Origin of the sequence: Chromobacterium alkanivorans (assembly GCF_016937655.1) — a bacterium.
GTDB lineage: Bacteria > Pseudomonadota > Gammaproteobacteria > Burkholderiales > Chromobacteriaceae > Chromobacterium > Chromobacterium alkanivorans.
This window is the reverse complement of sequence record NZ_JAFHKL010000007.1, coordinates 1-18,575: the sequence shown is the minus strand read 5'-3', so window position 1 is coordinate 18,575 and position 18,575 is coordinate 1. Positions and strand designations below refer to the sequence as shown.

The 18,575-nt window shown below is 65.5% G+C and carries 16 protein-coding genes; 5 read left to right on the top strand and 11 right to left on the bottom strand.

Features of this window, described 5'->3' with window-relative positions; all coding sequences use genetic code 11:
- The first annotated feature begins 34 nt into the window (after positions 1 to 34).
- The gene (gene fes / locus JW897_RS13295) at positions 35 to 1,372 is read left to right on the top strand and encodes an enterochelin esterase (RefSeq protein WP_240352196.1); all 1,338 of its coding nucleotides are present in this window, start codon (positions 35 to 37) and stop codon (positions 1,370 to 1,372) included.
- Positions 1,373 to 1,755: 383 nt separating this feature from the next.
- Here the strand turns inward: fes and JW897_RS13290 are convergent, their stop codons facing one another.
- The 3 genes from JW897_RS13290 to fepD are packed head-to-tail and all read right to left on the bottom strand — an operon-like array spanning position 1,756 to position 4,660.
- Positions 1,756 to 2,586 (bottom strand): ABC transporter ATP-binding protein, encoded by an 831-nt coding sequence (locus JW897_RS13290; RefSeq protein ID WP_338030570.1) that lies wholly within the window; start codon positions 2,584 to 2,586, stop codon positions 1,756 to 1,758.
- Complete coding sequence (fepG, locus tag JW897_RS13285) at positions 2,583 to 3,626, bottom strand: iron-enterobactin ABC transporter permease (RefSeq protein ID WP_205466471.1); 1,044 nt, start codon at positions 3,624 to 3,626, stop codon at positions 2,583 to 2,585. The genes JW897_RS13290 and fepG overlap by 4 nt, the downstream gene beginning before the upstream one ends.
- Positions 3,623 to 4,660, bottom strand: coding sequence for a Fe(3+)-siderophore ABC transporter permease (fepD, locus tag JW897_RS13280; protein ID WP_048415400.1), 1,038 nt, complete (start codon positions 4,658 to 4,660; stop codon positions 3,623 to 3,625). The genes fepG and fepD overlap by 4 nt, the downstream gene beginning before the upstream one ends.
- A 164-nt stretch (positions 4,661 to 4,824) precedes the next feature.
- Here fepD and entS point away from each other — a divergent pair, with 164 nt between their 5' ends.
- Together entS and JW897_RS13270 are read left to right on the top strand one after the other, a co-directional pair.
- Positions 4,825 to 6,105, top strand: a complete 1,281-nt coding sequence (gene entS / locus JW897_RS13275) for an enterobactin transporter EntS (protein WP_205466469.1) — start codon at positions 4,825 to 4,827, stop codon at positions 6,103 to 6,105.
- An 873-nt stretch (positions 6,106 to 6,978) separates the two neighbouring features.
- On the top strand, positions 6,979 to 7,428 hold the full coding sequence (locus JW897_RS13270) for a hypothetical protein (RefSeq protein ID WP_205466468.1): 450 nt from the start codon (positions 6,979 to 6,981) through the stop codon (positions 7,426 to 7,428).
- Between the two features lie 737 nt (positions 7,429 to 8,165).
- On the opposite strand, the gene JW897_RS13265 is transcribed toward JW897_RS13270, so the two are convergent.
- The 7 genes from JW897_RS13265 to JW897_RS13235 all read right to left on the bottom strand — a co-directional run bounded on the left by JW897_RS13265 (position 8,166) and on the right by JW897_RS13235 (position 14,697).
- Entirely contained in the window at positions 8,166 to 9,602 is a 1,437-nt protein-coding gene (locus JW897_RS13265) for a methyl-accepting chemotaxis protein (RefSeq protein WP_205466466.1), read from the bottom strand.
- On the bottom strand, positions 9,599 to 10,156 hold the full coding sequence (locus tag JW897_RS13260) for a PAS domain-containing protein (RefSeq protein WP_019102317.1): 558 nt from the start codon (positions 10,154 to 10,156) through the stop codon (positions 9,599 to 9,601). Before JW897_RS13260 ends, JW897_RS13265 begins: the two co-directional genes overlap by 4 nt.
- Positions 10,157 to 10,375: 219 nt before the next feature.
- Positions 10,376 to 12,217 carry a DUF3857 domain-containing transglutaminase family protein gene (locus tag JW897_RS13255; RefSeq protein ID WP_205466464.1) on the bottom strand — a complete coding sequence of 614 codons (1,842 nt, stop codon included), beginning with the start codon at positions 12,215 to 12,217 and terminating at the stop codon, positions 10,376 to 10,378.
- Between the two features lie 264 nt (positions 12,218 to 12,481).
- Positions 12,482 to 12,892, bottom strand: coding sequence for an ExbD/TolR family protein (locus tag JW897_RS13250; RefSeq protein ID WP_205466462.1), 411 nt, complete (start codon positions 12,890 to 12,892; stop codon positions 12,482 to 12,484).
- Positions 12,879 to 13,556, bottom strand: coding sequence for a MotA/TolQ/ExbB proton channel family protein (locus JW897_RS13245; RefSeq protein ID WP_048415368.1), 678 nt, complete (start codon positions 13,554 to 13,556; stop codon positions 12,879 to 12,881). Before JW897_RS13245 ends, JW897_RS13250 begins: the two co-directional genes overlap by 14 nt.
- Entirely contained in the window at positions 13,553 to 13,993 is a 441-nt protein-coding gene (locus JW897_RS13240; RefSeq protein WP_205466460.1) for an energy transducer TonB, read from the bottom strand. The genes JW897_RS13245 and JW897_RS13240 overlap by 4 nt, the downstream gene beginning before the upstream one ends.
- Complete coding sequence (locus JW897_RS13235; protein ID WP_205466459.1) at positions 13,990 to 14,697, bottom strand: energy transducer TonB; 708 nt, start codon at positions 14,695 to 14,697, stop codon at positions 13,990 to 13,992. Before JW897_RS13235 ends, JW897_RS13240 begins: the two co-directional genes overlap by 4 nt.
- A 225-nt stretch (positions 14,698 to 14,922) precedes the next feature.
- Here JW897_RS13235 and hslV point away from each other — a divergent pair, with 225 nt between their 5' ends.
- A complete protein-coding gene (hslV, locus tag JW897_RS13230; protein ID WP_205466458.1) occupies positions 14,923 to 15,483 on the top strand; it encodes an ATP-dependent protease subunit HslV in 561 nt (186 codons plus the stop codon).
- Between the two features lie 56 nt (positions 15,484 to 15,539).
- Positions 15,540 to 16,883 carry an ATP-dependent protease ATPase subunit HslU gene (gene hslU / locus JW897_RS13225; protein WP_048415365.1) on the top strand — a complete coding sequence of 448 codons (1,344 nt, stop codon included), beginning with the start codon at positions 15,540 to 15,542 and terminating at the stop codon, positions 16,881 to 16,883.
- 61 nt (positions 16,884 to 16,944) lie between these two features.
- Here hslU and JW897_RS13220 read toward each other — a convergent pair whose 3' ends face one another.
- On the bottom strand, positions 16,945 to 18,264 hold the full coding sequence (locus tag JW897_RS13220) for an MFS transporter (protein ID WP_205466456.1): 1,320 nt from the start codon (positions 18,262 to 18,264) through the stop codon (positions 16,945 to 16,947).
- Positions 18,265 to 18,575: the final 311 nt, after the last annotated feature.

The following is an 18,575-nucleotide window of genomic DNA, read 5'->3' as shown; positions in this document are numbered from 1 at the left end:
TTGCAAAGCATCGCGGGAAACGCCAGGAAACAAGATGCAGACAATGGAAGAAACGGCGTGGAATCAACAGGCTGCGCGCAGTGCGGCTTGCCTGCAACACCCCGAGGCGGGCCAGCCGGCCTGGTGGGAGCGGCTGGCCACCGTGGGCGCGCCGCTGACTGAGCGGCTGCCGGACGGCGGCGTATGCGTGACCTTCCTCTGGCGGGATCCCCACGGCTCCGCCGCCCGTTCTCCGCTGGCCCGCGTCTACGTGGACGTCAATTCCGTCACCGATCACCATCGCGCCCAGCCGCAGTCGCTGAGCCGGCTGGGCGACACCGACGTCTGGTGGTGGCAGACCGAGCTGCCGGCCAACTGGCGCGGCAGCTACGCCTATATTCCGGTTACCGCCGAGCAGGCCCCGCCGGCGCCGGACGCCGACGCGCGCGCCAGCCGGCTGCGCCACCGCCAATGGTGGCTGGACATCATGAGCCGGGCGGCGGCGGACCCGCTCAACCCCCGCGCCGGCTATGTCAGCAGCTGGGGCGCGCCCTTGTCCGCGCTGCACCTGGACGCGGCGCCGGACCAGCATGCCTGGCAAGCCTGGGACCTGCGCCGCCAGGGCGCGGACCCGGCGCGGCTGAGCTTGATCCATTGGGACAGCGCGCGGCTGGGCAAGTCGCGCCGGGTCTGGATCTACCACACCGGCGCGTTGCCGGCCAAGGAGCGAGGCGAGCGGCCGCTGGCCATTCTGCTGGACGGCCAGCACTGGGCCGAACGCATGCCGGTGTTCGCCGCGCTGGACGCGGACACCCGGCGCGGCCGGCTGCCGCCGGCGGTTTACCTGTTGGTGGACGTCATCGACAACCGGCATCGGGAGCAGGACCTGCCCTGCAACGCCGATTTCTGGCTGGCGCTGCAACAGGAGCTGCTGCCGCAGGCGGAGCGCGTCGCGCCGTTCAGCGCGCGGCCGGCGCGCACCGCGGTGGCGGGGCAGAGCTACGGCGGCCTGGCGGCGATGTTCGCCGGCCTGCGCTGGCCGGAGCGCTTCGGCTGCGTGCTCAGCCAGTCCGGCTCCTTCTGGTGGCCCTATGTGGAACTGCATGAACGCGCGCGCGCCGTCAGCGAACGACGGCTGCCCGGCAGCCGCGGCCGGCTGACCGAGCAACTGGAGGCCGGCGAATTGCCGCCGGGGCGGCTGCGGGTCTATCAGGAAGTGGGCAGCCGCGAAGAAGTGATGCTGGACGTCAACGCCAGCCAGCGCGCGGCCTTGGAGCGCGCCGGCCACAGCGTGCGCTACCAGGAGTTCGAAGGCGGCCACGACTGGCTGTGCTGGCGCGGCGGCCTGCTGGACGGGCTGGCCTGGCTGTGGCGGGAGCCGGCGGAGGATTGAGTTTGCTTGGCGGCAGGGCTTGGGGCTGTTGGCGATAATTTCAGGCAACAGCCATTACCCAAGTTGAATCCGCTGCGCGGATGATGATTAAGGGCCGGTTCCGCCCGGCAAACGGAAAGGGAGATTTGCGCGGCCAAATCTCCCTTTACCCTAAAGGCCGCCCTGCAAGCCTGGCCTGCGGCTTCCCGCCGGGTCCCGTCAGGCCCGAGGCGCGGCTGAACTCGCAGCGCGCTAACGTCGCGCTGCTCGAACAGGCAGCCGCTTAAAACCTCGGGCCTGCCACCCGACGGCAGGCTTGAAGGGAGTTAGGGCACGTCGGATACGTGGTTTCTTGAGTGCCTAACAATGTTTCGACACATGGGCAAAAGCGCGTGAACAGGCGCTCAGCCCCCGCGCGGAATCACCATCGGCGTATGGCTGACCGGATCGTCGATGATCAGGCAGCTCAGACCGAACACCTGCTCAATCAAATCCGAGGTGACGATGTCGCGCGGCGCGCCCTCGGCCACGATGCGGCCGTCGCGCATCGCGATCAGATGGCTGGCGTAACGGCAAGCGTGGTTGATGTCGTGCAGCACCGCCACCAGCGTGCGGCCGCCGTCGCGGTTCAAGCGGCGGAACAGCTCCAGCAGCTCGATCTGATGCGCGATGTCCAGATAAGTGGTCGGCTCGTCCAGCAACAGCAGCGGCGTCTGCTGCGCCAGCGCCATCGCCACCCACACCCGCTGGCGCTGGCCGCCGGACAGCTCGTCCACCAGCCTGTCCGCCAGCGCGTCGGTGCCGGTGGCCGCCAGCGCCTGGCTCACCGCCTCCTCGTCCTCCCGGCTCCATTGCCGCAACAGGCTCTGATGCGGATAGCGGCCGCGCGCCACCAGGTCCGCCACGGCGATGCCGTCCGGCGCCACCGCGCTTTGCGGCAGCAGGCCCAGCTGCCGCGCCACCGCCTTGGCCGGGAAGCTGTGAATGTCGCGGCCGTCCAGGCACACCTGGCCGGCCAGCGGCTTCAACAGCCGGCTCAGGCTGCGCAACAGCGTGGACTTGCCGCAGCCGTTGGGGCCGATGATCACGCTGAAGGAACCATCGGGAATCCGCACGTCCAGCTGTTCGCAAATCGTGCGCTGGCGGTAGCCCAGCCGCAGGCCCTCGCCGCGCAGCCGCGGCGGCTGCGCGCCGGCCGCCGGCGCGGCGTCCAGTTTCAAATTCAGGGAAGTCACGGTTTTCGGGCTCCGGTTTGACGCAGCAACAGCCACAGCAGATACAGGCCGCCGATGCAGATGGTGACCACGCCCACCGGCAGCTGGCGAGGATAGAACAGCTGCTGGGCGCCGTAGTCCGCGGCCAGCAACAGTAAGGCGCCGGTCCAGGCCGCGGTCAGCGGGCTGGTGGCCTGGGTGCGCTGCAGCCGCTGCGCGATCTGCGGCGCGGCCAGCGCGATAAAGGAAATCGGCCCGGCCGCGGCGGTGGCGGAGGCGATCAGCGCCACCCCCAGGCCCATCAGCCACAGCCGGGTGCGCTCCGCCGGCACGCCCAGCGCGCTGGCGCAGTCGTCGCCCATCTCCAGCAGCCGCATGCGCCGCTGCAGCGTCAGCGCCGCCGCCATCGCCAGCAGGCAGCACAGCGCGGACGGCAGGCCCTTGCTCCAGGTCATGCCGTTGAGCGTGCCCGCGCCCCAGGTGGCCGCGCTCATCGCCGCCTCCAGGCTGGCGTTGATCAGCAGCCAGTGATTGAGCGCGCTCAACATGGCGCTGACGGCGATGCCGACGATGATCAGGCGGAAGCCGTGCGCGCCTTGCCGCCAGGCCAGCAGATAGACCAGGGTGGCGGACAGCAGGCCGCCGGCCAGCGCGCCGCCGGCGATCTGGAAATGGCCGCCGTTGAACAGGGTGATCACCACCAGCGCGCCGGTATAGGCGCCGGTGTTGAAGCCCACCACGTCCGGGCTGCCCAGCGGGTTGCGGATCAAGGACTGGAAAATCGCCCCGCTCATGCCCAAGGCCGCGCCCACCACCAAGGCCATCAGCACCCGCGGCAGCCGCCATTGCTGCACCACCGCCACCTCCAGCCGGCCGCCCTGGCCCTGCAAGGCCTGCCACACTTGTTCCAGGCTCATGGGCAAGGCGCCGGCGCGCAAACTCATCGCCGCCAGCGCCGCGCAGGCGGCGGCCAGCAGCAAACAGGTCCACAGCCCGCTCAGCGCCAGCCGGCCGTTGCAGCGGCCGTCCGGGCTGCCCCAGCGCAACACCGCCGGCTTCACGAGCGGCCTCCGGGCGCGGCGTGGCGGCGGGCCAGCCAGATCAGGGCCGGCGCGCCGATGAAGGCGGTGACGATGGAGACCCGCAGCTCGCCCGGCGTCAGCAGCCGGCCGACGATGTCCGAGCTCAGCAACAGGATGGGGGCCAGCAGCAGGGTGAAAGGCAGGGTCCAGCGCAGATCGGCGCCGCCCAGCCAACGGGCCAGATGGGGAATCATCAGGCCGATGAAGGCGATGGGGCCGGCCACGGCGGTGCTGGCGCCGCACAGCAGGGTGATGGCCAGCACCGCGCCGGCCTGGATCAGCAGCGGACGTCCGCCCAGGCTCACCGCCAGATCGCTGCCCATGCCCAGGGTGTTCAGAGGCCGCGCCAGCAGCAGCGCCAGCAGGCCGCCGGCGGCGATCACCGGGGCCACCAGCGCCACCGGCGTCATGCTGCGCACGTCCAGCGTGCCGGCGTTCCAGTAGCGCAGCTGGTTGAAGGCCAGCGGGTCCAGCAGGGTGATGGCGGTGGACAAGCCCATCAGCACCGCGCTGACGGCCACGCCGGCCAGCACGAAGCGCAGCGGGTCCATGCGCCGGCCGCGCGCGCCCACCGCGTACACCAGCAAGGTGGCGCCCAGCGCCCCGGCGGCGGCGCAGCCCAGGTAACCCAGCTGGCTGTCCACGCCCCAGGCCGCCACGCCCAGCACCATGGCGAAGCTGGCGCCGGCGTTGACGCCCAGCACGCCGGGGTCCGCCAGCGGGTTGCGCGACAGCGCCTGGATCAGCGCGCCGGACAGGCCCAGCGCCGCGCCGGCCAGCAGGCCCAGCAAGGTGCGCGGCAAGCGGCCTTGCAGCACGATCACGCTGTCCGGATCGCCGCCGCCGTGCAACAGGCTGCGCCAGACGACGGCGGCCGGAATTGGTTTCGCGCCCAGCATCAGGCTCAACAAGGCAATGGCCGCCAGCGCGGCCAGGCAGCACAGCAACAGGGTCAGGCGGCGGCTTGGCGGCGCCTTGGGCGCGGGCAGGGCCGAGGCGGGGCTGATTGACATGATCAAATGCAAATGATTCCTAATACAGACTGCTGATGTTACCATGCGGCATCCATAACGGAACACCATCTTGCCGGGCGTGCGCGGGCAGCAAACCGCGCCGTCCGCCGGGCGCGCCGGCGCATGCCAAGCGGCCTCCACCCCTGTCGAGATAAAACTTTGTCATGAAAAAGTCGCCTATCTTCGTTGATTTCAGCCTGCTCAGGCTCAACCCGCATTTCCGCTCCATCTTCATCGCCCGTATGATCTCGGTGTTCGCCTTCGGCATCCTGATGGTGGCGGTGCCGGTGCAAATCCATCAGCTCACCGGCTCCACGCTGCAAGTGGGCGCCGCGATGGCGCTGGACGGCGTCGGCATGTTCGCCGGCCTGATGTGCGGCGGCGTGCTGGCGGACCGCATGGACCGCCGCCGGCTGATTCTGCTGGGCCGCTCGCTGTGCGGCCTGGGCTTTCTGGCGCTGGCGCTCAACGGCTTCATGACCAACCCCTCGGTGCTGGCGCTGTACGTGGTGTCGGCCTGGGACGGCTTTTTCAGCGGCATCGGCATCACCTCGCTGATGGCGTCGATCCCGGTGATCGTCGGCCGTGAAAACCTGCCGGCCGCCGGCGCGCTGAGCATGCTGACCATGCGCATCGGCGGCGTGCTGTCGCCCCTGCTGGGCGGCATGATCATCGCCGCGGCCGGGGTGAACTGGAACTACCTGCTGGCCGGCGTCGGCACCCTGGCCACCTTGATCCCGCTGACGCGTTTGCCGTCCTTGAAGCCGCAGGGCGGGGAGCCGGCGCATCCGCTGCGTTCCTTGCTGGAGGGCTTCGAGTTCCTGTGGCGCAACAAGGTGGTGGGCGCGGTGGTGGCGGTGGGCACGCTGCAAACCCTGCTCAGCGCGGTGCGAGTGTTGTATCCGTCGCTGGCGGAGGACGGCTACGGCGGCGGCGCTTTCGAGGTGGGCCTGATGTATTCGGCGGTGCCGCTGGGCGCGATGATAGGCGCCTTCACCAGCGGCTGGGTGGGTGGTTTGAGCCGTCCCGGCGCGGTGATGTTGAGCTGCGTGCTGGCTTCGTCGCTGAGCATCGCTTCTTTGGGCCTGGTCCATCATCTGGCTTACGGCCTGCTGGCCTTGTCCTTGCTGGGCTATTTCGGTTCGATCGCGTCCTTGTTGCAGTTCACGCTGGTGCAGGGCAATACGCCGGACCACTTGCTGGGCCGGGTGAACAGCCTGTGGACGGCGCAAGACGTGGTGGGCGACGGCCTGGGCGCCCTGGGCCTGGGCGCGCTGGCGCGGGCCTTGGCGCCGTTGACGGCGGTGGGTTGGTTCGGCGCGGCCGCGGCTGCGGCCAGCCTGGCGATGTGCGCGGGGTTTGGGTCTTTGCGGCGTTTGGCCGGCGGCGCGGCCGCCGAGGCGGAGGCGGCCGGGGAGCCGGCGCGGCAGGGCGCGGGGTCCTAGCGCCAAGGGTTTGTTGGAACGGATGTTGTCGCAGGGCGGAAACCTCGGTTGGGGTTTTCGCCTTTTTGCATTTGTTGTGGGGGGGAGGTTTAGGTGTCGCATTCTGCCCCGGATAGGAAGTGTTGCCTGGTGTGAGGGAATTTGAATCCGCTGCGCGGATGATGTTTTTGGTGCCGCTTTCCGCGCGGCGAACGGGGAGGGGGCGGGCCGCCGCCCCCTTCCATCCCCTCTCGTCCCCCAGGACGCGAAACCCCGAAGAAAAAGAGGCCTGCAAGGCGCGGCTGAACTCGCGATTTGCTAGCGTCAAATCGCTCAAACAAAGCAGCCGCTTAAAACCTTGCAGCCCCCTTTTTCTCCGGCGCGTCCCGAGGGGACACCTGGGCGCTACACGAGGTGGTCTTTTTTGAATAAGAGGGTGGTTTCGCGGAGTGGGTCATTTCTGTGGGTAACTTAGCTCCACAGCTCTTTTCTGTGGATATCTAAAGAAAACCAAGAATAAGCCACGAATACGATGCGCCCCTGGTCCCTTCTTGGTTATCTAGCGGAATCGGTCCTAAATCATCATCCGCGCAGCGGATACAAAACCCACACACCAAGCAACACCAACCACTCCACCTTGACCCAAAACCCACCCTCGGCAACAATCCTCAGGTTGCCGCCCACATGCGGCACACGGGATTGGCGTCTCGTTAACAAACTCAAATATAAGCCTCCGCGCATATATTCGTCATTTCTCCATGGCCACGCTATTCGGTAGGTGCATGGTGGGCTTTGAGCCTGCACTGTTAACGATTTGATTTGTTTAGACGCCAATCCTGCTCCCTCCGACTTGGGATCAGGTGCTTCATCTTGTGTCATTACAGGAGAAACACCATGCACCATCCTCAAAACTTTCCCCGTCGCCGCCGTTACAAACTGCACTCGCTGGAGCAACAGGAAGCCTTGCTTCCCTTTGTTCGCTTCTGCCCCGGCCGTACCTATCGGCATTACTGGCAGATGCCCGCGCCCAGCAAGGACTACCCCGCCGACAACGCCTACGGCCGCGAATGCGCGGCTCACCTGCTGCAATGGCTGAAGGACAATCGGGAATACGTCGGCAAAGGCCTGCTCAGCCGTGTGGCGCGCGACATCGATTTTGACCACCGCGATGGACGCGGCCAGTGGATGGGTTTCTTCAACTATCTGGAAATCATCATGCTGCTGGGCGCGGACCGGGTCCGGGTTTACCGCCATGTCGATAGCCAACACCAGATCTACCTGGCGCTGGGGCAGCGGTTCAATCTGGAAGCGCGCTTCCGCCGCATCCGCCTGCGCAATCGCTGACCTCGGCTGGTGGGTATCGCTGCGCTCCACCCACCCTACGTGAGGGGGACTTGTAGGGTGGGAGGAGCCGATAGGCGATACCCACCAAACCCCCGCCATCGGAACCCAAGGATGGATTCCACCGCATGTTCGCGTGGGTATCGCTACGCTCCACCCACCCTACGTGAGGCGGATTGGTAGGGTGGGAGGAGCCGACAGGCGATACCCACCAAACCCCGTCATCGAAACCCAAGGATGGATTCCACCGCATGTTCGCGCGGGTATCGCTACGCTCCACCCACCCTACGGCAGGCGGATTGGTAGGGTGGGTGGAGCCATCGGCGATACCCACCAATCCCCGCCACCAAAACCCAAGGATGAAGCCCGCCACATGTCCGCGTGGGCATCGCTACGCTCCACCCACCCTACGTGAGGCGTATTGGTAGGGTGGGTGGAGCCGCAGGCGATACCCACCAAACCCCGCCATCGAAACCCAAAGCTCAATCCCGCCGCCTTTCCGCGTGGGTATCGCTATGCTCGACCCACCCTACGGCAGGCGGATTGGTAGGGTGGGAGGAGCCGACAGGCGATACCCACCAAACCCCGCCATCGAATAGGCGATACCCACCAGCGCCGCTTCTGAGCGCGGCGCATACGCAAAAAAGCGGGGCCGCTGAAAGCTGCCCCGCTTGATTCCTGCCCGGCCACGCCTCCGCCGGCGCTCCAACGCCGATGCGCGGCGGGTGTTGAACCCTGGCTTACTGGCCGTGCTTCTCCTCGCCCAGTTTGTCCAGATAGCGCAGGATGCGGCCGCTGTCCTGCTCCAGCTTCTGCATCCGCTCGACGATTTCCTGCTCGTCCAGCGGCCCTTCCTGGCCAAACACCGCCAGCGCGGCGCCGATGTGCTGGCTGGCCTGCTGCTCGGTGGCCGCCAGCTCGCTCCAGGAACGGGTCTGGCCGAAGGACTGCTGGCCTTGCAGCTGCAACCAGCCTTGCAGCTCGCTGCCCTGTTCCAGCGGCTTGGCTTCTTCTATCGAGTGGTAGGCGGTCTGCTTGAAGATCACATGCCCCACTTTTTGCAGGCTGAGCTGGGATTTGTCGTGCACGCGGTTCACCTGCGCCATCACCTGCTGCGATTGTTCCACCTGGCTGCTGAAGCGTTGGCGGAAGGTTTCCACCGAGTCCTTGACCTGGCTGGCCACATTGCCGGCGGCGCTGGCCTGGGTCTGCATATTGCCGATGCGCAGCGACAGGTTCTCCAACACGTCCTGCACATTGTTGGCGGTGCTCTTGCTGCGCTCCGCCAGCTTGCGCACTTCGTCGGCCACCACGGCGAAGCCGCGGCCGGTTTCGCCGGCGCGGGCGGCTTCGATGGCGGCGTTCAGCGCCAGCAGATTGGTTTGGTCGGCGATGGCGGAGATGTCGGCTAGCGAGGTTTCTATGCCCTGCCACTCCTGGGCCAGCGCGGTGCTGGCGGTGTCCATGCTGCTGACGCTGTCGGCGATGGTGTCCAGGTGGCCGGACAGGTGCTGGGCGGTTTCCAGGCTGACGCGCGCGCCGTCGGCGGTGTCCTGGGTGATGGCGGCCACGTCGGCCATGGCCTGGCTGATGTCTTCCAGATCACTCTGGTTGCTGGCCAGGTCCTTGCGCAGATGCGGGTTGTTGAGCGCGGCCAGCTGCGAGGACAGGCGGTTGCGGCGGATGTAGCCGTCGTTGTCGGCCATGGTCTGGATGGCGCGGTTGACGCTGCCCAGCGAGCTGGCCAGGATGCCCGGCAGGCCCTGGCTCAGCGGGCGGCGGCTGTAGTCGCCGGCGCTGATGGCCTTGAAGCAGGTGTTGATTTCCTTGAAGTAGGTTTCGATCAGATCGAGGAAGTCGTTGAGCTGCCAGGCGAGCTTGCCCACTTCGCCCAGGTTGCGGGTGCCGGTGGCGCGGTGGTGCAGTTCGCCGGAGCTGGCGTAGCCCAACTGCTCGTGCAGGGTGTTGAGCAGGCCGAAGATGCGGCCGCTGTGGCGCCACAGCAGCAGGGACAGGGCGATGGAGACGGCGAGCAGCAGCGCGTCCACGATGCGGCCGACGATCTCGGGGAACAGATAGCCGTCCAGCAGCGAGAAGGCCACCAGCAGGTTGAAGCTTATGATGCACCAGCCCAGCTGGGTGCGCAGGAAGGGCGGCTTGTGTTTGAACTGGTTCATGCGGCGACTCCCGGCGCTTGCAGCACCTGGGCGTTGAGGGACAGGATGAAGTCCTGGTAGCTGACGCCTTTGTCCGCCAGCACTTGCTGCAGCCAGGCCACGGAGGCGTCCGGCGCGGTGGCCTTGTTGTGGCTGGCTTCGATCTGGCGCATTTGGGCGTAGACCGGTTCGATGGCGTTGATGGCTTCCTGGCTGGGCGGGCGGCGCACGGAGTAATAGCCTTGCAGCTGGCCGCGCAGGTCGTAGTCCGGGGTGACGTTGGCCAGCACCCAGTAGTAGTCGCCGTTTTTGCTGTGGTTTTTCACCACGGCGAAGAATTCCTGGCCCTGTTGGAGGGTTTTCCACATCAGCCGGTAGGCGCCGCGCGGCATGTCGGGGTGGCGGATCAGATTGTGCGGCTTGCCCAGCAGCTCGTGCTCGGCGTAGCCGGCGATGCGCATGAACACGCGGTTGGCGTAGGTGATGTGGCCGGTGGGGTCGGTCTTGGTGATGATCAGTTCATGAGGAGCGAGCCGGATTTCCTTGCTGGCCGTGCCGGCGGCGGGGTGCGTCATGGTCTGTTTCTCTCTTATTTGTCGATTGCATAACCTCTAAATGTTCATTTTCGGCCACTGGCCCAGTAGGGGCAAGCGTTTATTTATTTGTACTGCCCATGCTTGACGCGGTGCTGCTTAAATTAATTCTTAATAATCTAGTTCTTACAAAAACAAAAAGGATGCCTTTGGCATCCTTCGCGGTTTGGCCGAGATGGGCCTCAGATCGTAAACCGGCGCTCAGAGTTTGACGATCTGGCGGATCTGCGACACGCAGGCGCGGGCGTCGTCTATCAGCTTGGCGAATTCCGGGCTGTTGATCTCGGCGTGGCTGAGCCAGCGCACCTTATTGCTGATCCGGTACTGGACGCGGATGCCGGCCGCGGTCTGCTGCTGCTTGGCGTCCACTTCGTACCAGGGGGAACGCACCTTGCATTCGAAGGCCGGCTGGATGGCCTTGGCGCCCTTGAGCAGCACGTCGGACTGCATGGCGCTGGCGTCGCCCAGATAGACGTCGGCCAGGTTGCCGTTGCGCTTGTAGTTGTCGAAGCTGTCCCACACGCCCTTGAAGTGGGAGTCGTAGAGAAACAGGCCGGAAATCTTCTCCAGCATGCGCGGGTCGCGCACGCTCATGCGCAGCGGATAGCTGGATGGCACCATGAAGGAGGTTTTGTCGCGCTGGACCTTGCAGTCTTCCGGCTGGCCGCTCAGGCGGTTGCACAGGCTCTGGTCGGTGGCGCTGACGCCCTGGTAGCGGTCTTGCAAAATGGTGTCGATCAGCGCGGAGTTGGCCAGTTCGATGTCGGCGCGAACGTCGGCGCTGCCGTCGGCTTTCAGCGCGTTTTCGCGCTTGATGTTCAGATCGGTGCGCGCGGCTTCCATCGGCACCTGGGTCTGGCTGACCACGCCGTCCTTGCCGATGATGAAGGCCCAGCGGTCTTGCAGGTCCGACATGATGCGGCCGGGCTGGAAGAAGGGGTTGGTCGGGTCCAGCCACCAGGTCTGGCCGGCGATGTCGGCGCGGACGATCATGTGGTTGGGCGCGCCGACGCCGGGCAGCAGCAGCGGCGGGGCGAATTTGCCGCGGTAGATCAGCGCCGGCTCGGCGGCGACGCCGGCGCGGCGCAGCATGGCGGTCAGCAGGGTGGAGAGGTCCTTGCAGTCGCCGTAGCCGTGCTTTTCGATTTCCGCCAGCGTGAACGGCACCAGGCCGCGTTCCGCCAGCCGGGTGTCGTTGAGGTAGCGGTAGTTGCGGTTGATGTGCTGCATGAAGGCGGCCGCCTGCTCCGCGGCCGGCTTGCCCTGGTTGGCGGCCACCACGGCGGCGGCGGCTGGTGGCAGCGGCGCGGCCAGGATTTCGTTGTAACGGCGGGCGTGGGCGCCGAAGTGGTCTTGCGGCTGGTCCGAGGTGGCGATCACCAGCTGCGGCCATTCGCGCAGCGCGCTGTTGTTCCACTCGTTGATGTAGTTGAGGTAGCGCGGCCGGCGCAGCGATACCTTGATGCGTTTGCGGTCCGCGCTGGCGTCCACCGCGTAATCGTCCAGCATCATGCCGCGCCAGATCAGCGGGCGGGTGGACTGGAGCTCGAAATTGAAGCTGTCTTCGCGCGCTTTTTGCGGGCCTAGGTCCAGTTGGTAGCGCAGCTGGCGCACCAGCGGCTGCGCCACGCTGTGGGTCTTGATGCGGTAGGACACGGTGCTGCCCACCGACAATTCCGGGAAGGCCATCCAGGTTTGCATGTCGCGGCTGACGCCGGCGTCCGGATTGGGCGCGGCGCGGGTTTCGATCTGGGATTTGCCCAGTTTGATCACTTTGCCGTTGGGCTGGATCACTTCGGCTTGTTCCACCCGCAGCCGGTCTTCGGCCGGGTAGGTGAAATCGATGCGGGACAGCTGTTCGCGGCCGGAGGGGTGGAGGATGGTGAATTGCTTGCTGGTGACGCAGTCCAGGCTGTTGTCTTTATTGTGCTGGCAGCTGACGGCGGTTTTGACCGCCAGCGGCGCTTCGCTGACCGGCTGCAGCGCGGCGGCGCTGAAGCTGCTGTAGAGGCCGGCGGCCAGTCCGAGAGTGAGTGTACGCATATTGGAATCGAAAAGTGTGATGTCGCGGTGATGATTATACGGCGCGAGGATGGTGAAAACGCGCATCCGGCGTCCGCGCCGCCGGATGGGATCAAGCGTTCCATGTTCGCATATTAGCGCTTGCGAATGTGTATGGTTTTTGTGCGGCAGGCCTGTTGTGAGACGCCGGCAGACACATTCAGGTAGGGCTGGGCTGCGCGTTGCGATGGCTGGAGCGGGGGTGACGGTTTGGAGCGGCCGGCGGGCGCCGGCCTGACTCGTCTGTTACGGCGCTTCGGTGGCGAAGCCTATCTTGCTGATGCCCCCTTGCTGGGCGCTGGCCAGGGTCTTGGCCACGCTCTCGTAGCGCACGCTCTTGTCGGCGAACAAGTGCAGCTCCACTTGCGGGTTGTCGCGGGCGGCGGCGGCGAAGCGCGCGTCCAGTTCGCCTTCCGGCACTTTGACGTCGTTCCAGAACACCGCGCCGGCGGCGTCGATAGCCAGCCGGATTTCCTTGGGCTGGCTCTGCTGCGCGGCGGCGCTGGCCTGCGGCAGGTCCAGCTTGACGGTATTGGTCAGCAGCGGGGTGGTGATGATGAACACCACCAGCAGCACCAGCATCACATCCACCAGCGGGGTGGTGTTGATGTCCGCCATCGGGGCGGAGCCGCCTTTGTCGAAACTACCGAACGCCATCGATTTCTCCGGACTGAGTCAGCAGCTGGGCGTGCAGATCGTGGGCGAAGTAGTCCATGTCCTGCGCCATGATGCGCTGCATGCGGGTCAGGGCGTTGTAGGCCAGCACCGCCGGGATGGCGGCGGCCAGGCCGGCGGCGGTGGCCACCAGCGCTTCGCCGATCGGGCCGGCCACCGCGGCGATGGTGACCTGACCGGCCGCGCCGATGTTCACCAGCGCGTGGTAAATGCCCCATACCGTGCCGAACAGGCCGATGAAGGGCGCGGTGGAGCCCACCGAGGCCAGCACGGTCATGCCGGTTTCCTGCTTGCCGTTTTCCTGGGCCAGGCCTTTGCGGATGGCGCGGGTCAGGAACTCGTCCAGATCGCAGCTCTGGCCCAGCGGGCGCTCAGCCTGGCTGCGGTAGTGGCGCAGCGCGGCCAGGCCCTGGCGGGTGAGGTTGGCGAAGGGCGCGCGCGAATCCTGCAGCTGGGTTTCCGCCTGCTTCCAGTTCGGGGCGTCCCACAGCGCGGCTTCGGCCTGCTTGTTGGCGCGGCGGATGTGCCAGGTGCTGACGCCGCGCACCAGGATCAGGTACCAGGTCAGCACCGACATCAGGACCAGGATCATGAACACCGCGACCAGCACGGCGTCCCCTTGTTGGAATACAGTCATTAGATTCATGGTTTTGCAGACTTCAAAGAAAATTCAACGGGAATGAAAAAAGTGTATGGGATGGGCTTGCCGCCGCGTTGGGCAGGAATGAAGCGCCAGCGTTTGGCAGTGTCCAGCGCCACACTGTCCAGTCGGGGAGAACCGCTGCTTTTGGCCAAGCTCACGTCTTGCGGCAGGCCTTGGCTGTTGACATGCACCCGCAGCTGCACAGTGCCGGTTTCGTCTTCTTCAATGGACATCGCCGGGTAGGCCGGTTTGGGGTTGTTCGACTGCCGGTCGCGAAAAGGGGGCGCGCGAGTGGCTGCCGTCGTTTCGGCGGCGGGGTCCAGCGAGCGTTCGGCCTCGACGGGGGCGGCTGTTGCCATGGCGCTGCTGATCAGCGCCAGGACGATGGTCGTTGTCGCCAGTATGGAGCCGTTTTGGCGAAATGCCGCTGGGAGTTTCATGATCTGGCAGACTTCAAAGAAAATTCAACGGGAACGATAAAGGTGTAGGCGATGGCTTCGCTGCCGCGCTTGGCCGGGGTGAAGGTCCAGCGCTTCACCGCCGCCACGGCGGCGCGGTCCAGCCGCGGGAAGCCGCTGCTGTTGGCCAGCGCCACGTCCAGCGGCTGGCCCTGGGCGGACACGTGCACGCGCAGCTGCACGGTGCCGGTTTCGCCTTCTTCAATGGACAGCGCCGGGTAGGCCGGCTTGGGGTTGTTCAGATAGCCGCCCCGGTACATCGGCTCGGTGATCGAGGGTTTGGCGTCGGCGGACTGGCCGCGGGAGCTGCCGCCCTCGGCGGAGTTGGCGGCCGGGCTGGGCTTGCTTTCCGCCGCGGGGGCGGCGGTGGGCACGCTGATGGCCTTGGCGCTGGGCGCGGCCGGGGTGGGCGTGGCCATCACCTTGGGTTTGACCGGAGTCGGTTTCGGCGTCGGGGTGGGCTTGACCTGCGGCGTCGGCTTTTTCTCGGGCTTGGGCTGCTGCTTGGGCGCAGCCGGCGCGGCGGCCTTGCTGGGCGCGGCCAGGCTGATCATTTCCATGCTGGCGACGCGCGGCAGCGTGATCGGTTGCTGCATCGCCACTGCGCCGCCCATCAGCACGAAGACCAGGGCATGCAGGCCCACGGTGCTGGAGAGCGCCGAGTATTGAAGAATTCGCTGGTTCATGACGGTGATGATAATACAAACTATTCTCATTATCCAAGCTGGAAAACGCGTATATCCCTAAGTCATTGACATGGATAAATGAATGACGGGAAAAGGATTTTGCCAAGCGCCGCGCCCGCCGGCGCGCCGGAGCGTTCCGGCGCTTGCAATCCATGGTTTTGCCTGCATATCTTGCAGCATTGGCCACGGCGGAGTGCCGGTGGCGACATTATTGGAATACAAAACATGCAACAGTTCGACGGAACCACCATCGTGTCCATTCGCCGCGGCAATCGCGTGGCGCTGGGCGGGGATGGCCAGGTCACCCTGGGCAACATCGTGATCAAAGCCTCGGCGCGCAAGGTGCGCAAGCTGCACGGCGGCAAGGTGCTGGCGGGCTTTGCCGGCGGCACCGCCGACGCCTTCACCCTGATCGAGCGGTTTGAGGCCAAGCTGCAAAAGCATCAGGGCAATCTGCTGGTATCGGCGGTGGAGTTGGCCAAGGATTGGCGCACCGACCGCATGTTGCGCCGGCTGGAGGCGATGCTGATCGTCGCCGACAAGGATTGCACTCTGATCATCACCGGCAACGGCGACGTGCTGGAGCCGGAAGACGGCATCGCCGCCATCGGTTCGGGCGGCGCCTACGCCCAGTCCGCGGCGCGCGCATTGTTTGATAACACCGATCTGGCGCCGGAAGTGGTGGTGAAGAAATCGCTGGAGATCGCCGGCGACATCTGCATCTACACCAACCACAACCATGTGATCGAGCTGTTGGGCGAAGCCGAAGAGCCGGCAGCCAACTGAGCCGCCCGATTCAAGAATCAAATCGCCGGGAGCGCCGCTTCCGGCTGGAGAAAGTCATGACGCAAATGACCCCGCAGGAAATCGTCCACGAGCTGGACCAACACATCATTGGCCAGAACGCGGCCAAGCGCGCGGTGGCGGTCGCCCTGCGCAACCGCTGGCGCCGTCAGCAGGTGGATGAGCCGCTGCGCAGCGAAATCACTCCCAAGAACATTCTGATGATAGGCCCCACCGGCGTGGGCAAGACCGAGATCGCCCGCCGCCTGGCCAAGCTGTCCGGCGCGCCCTTCATCAAGATAGAGGCCACCAAGTTCACCGAGGTCGGCTATGTCGGCCGCGACGTGGACACCATCATCCGCGATCTGGTGGAAGTGGCGATCAAGGACACCCGCGACACCGCCATCAAGCGCAACCGCCCGCGCGCGGAAGACGCGGCCGAAGACCGCATCCTGGACGTGCTGCTGCCGCGCCCGCGTCAGCAGGCCGGCTTCTTCGGCGGCGAGCCGGAGGCGGAAACCAAGCCGGAAGACGGCGCCACCCGTCAGAAATTCCGCAAGATGTTGCGCGAAGGCGCGCTGGACGATAAAGAGATCGAAATCGAAATCGCCGCGCCGGCGGCGCAGATGAACGTGATGGCCCCGCCGGGGATGGAAGACTTCGCCAGCCAGCTGCAAGGCATGTTCCAGGGCCTGGGCTCCGGCAAGAAGCAGACGGCCAAGATGAAGGTGACGGAGGCGCGCAAGCAGCTGATCGACGAAGAGGCCGCCAAGCTGGTCAACGACGAGGAGCTGCGCGCCGAGGCGCTGAAGAACGTTGAGCAGAACGGCATCGTGTTCCTGGACGAGATCGACAAGGTCACCAGCCGCAGCGAAGGCCAGGGCGGCGCAGACGTCTCTCGCGCCGGCGTGCAGCGCGATCTGCTGCCCCTGGTGGAAGGCACTACCGTGTCCACCAAGTACGGCATGGTCAAGACCGACCACATCCTGTTCATCGCTTCCGGCGCCTTCCAGCTGTCCAAGCCGTCGGATCTGATCCCGGAACTGCAAGGCCGCCTGCCCATCCGCGTCGAACTGTCTTCGCTGACCGTGGACGACTTCAAGGCCATCCTCACCAGCACCAACGCTTGTCTGACCCGCCAGTACCAGGCGCTGATGGCCACCGAGGGCGTGGAACTGGAGTTCGTCGACAGCGGCATCCAGCGTTTGGCCGAGATCGCCTGGCAGGTCAACGAGAAAACCGAGAACATCGGCGCGCGCCGTCTCTACACCGTGATGGAAAAGCTGCTGGAAGAAGTGGCTTTCGACGCCAAGGCCGGCCGCTGCGAGATCGACGCCGGCTATGTGGACAGCAAGCTGGAGCAAGTGGCCGAGCGCGAAGATTTGGCGCGTTACGTGCTCTGATCCACTCCTATATATATAGAAACGCAAACGGCGGCCGATGGCCGCCGTTCTCGCATCCGCGTCAGCGCGCCTCGCATGCCGGCTTGGCGGGAGGGGCGGCCGCCAAATCGCGGAACGCCTCCGGGTGGCGCCGCCAATACCAGTCCTTCACCTCCTCGTGGTCCAGCTCCAGGAAAGCCTTCAGGCCCGGCAGCAGCAGCATAGGCAGCACGGTGGCCAAATGCAGCAGCGCGAAAATCAGGTAGACCTGATCAAGCGGCAGCACATGCAGCATCGCGCCGGCCAGGGCCGGCCCCAGCATCGATCCTATCTTCACCAACATCACATTGATGGCGGAAAAGCGCGCGCGGTAATTTTCAGGCACCGCCAGCGTGCGGTGGGTCTGGCCTATCAGTTGGTTCAGCGCGAACATCAGCCCCATCACCGCGAAACAGGCCAGGATCAACCAGGGATTGGAGCTCAAGGCCACCACCAGCATCAGCACGCCGCAGACCAGCATGCCGAAGGTGCGCGCCTGATAGCGGCTGAAGCGGCGCAGCAGCACATGGGTGAACCAGAGCGAGCCCAGCAGCATGCCGGCGCTGATCGCCGCCTCGCAACCGCCCAGCCAGGCTGCGGACAAACCCAGCGCGTGCAGCTTGACCGGCAGCAAGGTGGTCACCAGCGGCATGAAGGCCACCAGGGTGATGAAAACCGCCAAGGTCCAATAGCGTTCGAGCGGAATGCGCCAGCGCGCGTACAGGCCGCTGCGGATATCTTCCAGCCAGGGGCTGCGGACGGTGCCCGCCGCGCGCGGCGGCACGCGCACATATAAGGAAGCCGCGGCGGCCACCACCAGCAAACAGGCGTAGGCCAGCAGAGTCAGGGTGGGGCTGGTCGCCGCCATCAGGCCGCCGCCCAGCACCGGGCCGATCAGATTGCCCGCCGACTGCGAGCTTTTCTGCAAGGACAGCGCATCGCCCAGCCTGGCCGCCGGCACCATCTCGGCGGCGATGCTGAGCATGGACGGCAGCACAATGGACCAGGCCAGCATCGCCAGCGACTCCACCGCAATCACCCAGCCGATGCGATACCAGCCCTGCGCCGCCATCAGCGCCAGCAGCAAGGCGCTCAACATCGCCAGCAGCATGCCGCCGCCAATCAGGCGGTTTTTCGGCAGGCGGTCGCCCAAGGGCGCGGTCAGCGGCAGCGACAGCAGCATCACCAAGGCGGTGATAGAGCCGAACCAGGCCATATCGCGCGCGCCGCCGGACTGCACCACCCACCAACTGATGGCGACATAACCGGCGCCCATCGCCAAGCCGCTCAGCACATCGCTCAGCATCAAGGCGTAAAACGGCGCGGGCAAGCCCTCCAATCGTTGACGCAAGGTTTGCTGCATGGATGTCTCCTGGGCGGTGGAATGCGTTCAGCTTAACAATTAATGCCTAAGGCATAAAGTCTGCGCCGAATAATTTGCCGGAAAGCGGCTTTTCCGGAAAAAACAGGGAAAACCAACCCGCTTTTGCAGCTTATCTTCCGATGGCAACAAGCTGGGAAGCCCTGTTTTCCGGGCTGTCCAAAAGTTCTTGTAAAATCGCTTAGGCATGATTCTTATTGAAATCATGTGCTTACGTTTCGATATCTGAAAAACCCTATCTTTTTTCGAAATAGGTGTTGACGGAGTCGGGGCTGTAACGTATATTTCACCTC

Coding starts and splice junctions, on each gene's coding strand:
- JW897_RS13260 (WP_019102317.1), bottom strand. CDS start 10,156: ATGACGCACCCCGCCGCCGGCACGGCCAGCAAGGAAATCCGGCTCGCT.
- JW897_RS13245 (WP_048415368.1), bottom strand. CDS start 13,556: ATGAATCTAATGACTGTATTCCAACAAGGGGACGCCGTGCTGGTCGCG.
- JW897_RS13250 (WP_205466462.1), bottom strand. CDS start 12,892: ATGGCGTTCGGTAGTTTCGACAAAGGCGGCTCCGCCCCGATGGCGGAC.
- fes (WP_240352196.1), top strand. CDS start 35: ATGCAGACAATGGAAGAAACGGCGTGGAATCAACAGGCTGCGCGCAGT.
- JW897_RS13270 (WP_205466468.1), top strand. CDS start 6,979: ATGCACCATCCTCAAAACTTTCCCCGTCGCCGCCGTTACAAACTGCAC.
- fepD (WP_048415400.1), bottom strand. CDS start 4,660: ATGTCAATCAGCCCCGCCTCGGCCCTGCCCGCGCCCAAGGCGCCGCCA.
- JW897_RS13235 (WP_205466459.1), bottom strand. CDS start 14,697: ATGAACCAGCGAATTCTTCAATACTCGGCGCTCTCCAGCACCGTGGGC.
- hslV (WP_205466458.1), top strand. CDS start 14,923: ATGCAACAGTTCGACGGAACCACCATCGTGTCCATTCGCCGCGGCAAT.
- JW897_RS13265 (WP_205466466.1), bottom strand. CDS start 9,602: ATGAACCAGTTCAAACACAAGCCGCCCTTCCTGCGCACCCAGCTGGGC.
- hslU (WP_048415365.1), top strand. CDS start 15,540: ATGACGCAAATGACCCCGCAGGAAATCGTCCACGAGCTGGACCAACAC.
- JW897_RS13220 (WP_205466456.1), bottom strand. CDS start 18,264: ATGCAGCAAACCTTGCGTCAACGATTGGAGGGCTTGCCCGCGCCGTTT.
- entS (WP_205466469.1), top strand. CDS start 4,825: ATGAAAAAGTCGCCTATCTTCGTTGATTTCAGCCTGCTCAGGCTCAAC.
- JW897_RS13240 (WP_205466460.1), bottom strand. CDS start 13,993: ATGAAACTCCCAGCGGCATTTCGCCAAAACGGCTCCATACTGGCGACA.
- JW897_RS13255 (WP_205466464.1), bottom strand. CDS start 12,217: ATGCGTACACTCACTCTCGGACTGGCCGCCGGCCTCTACAGCAGCTTC.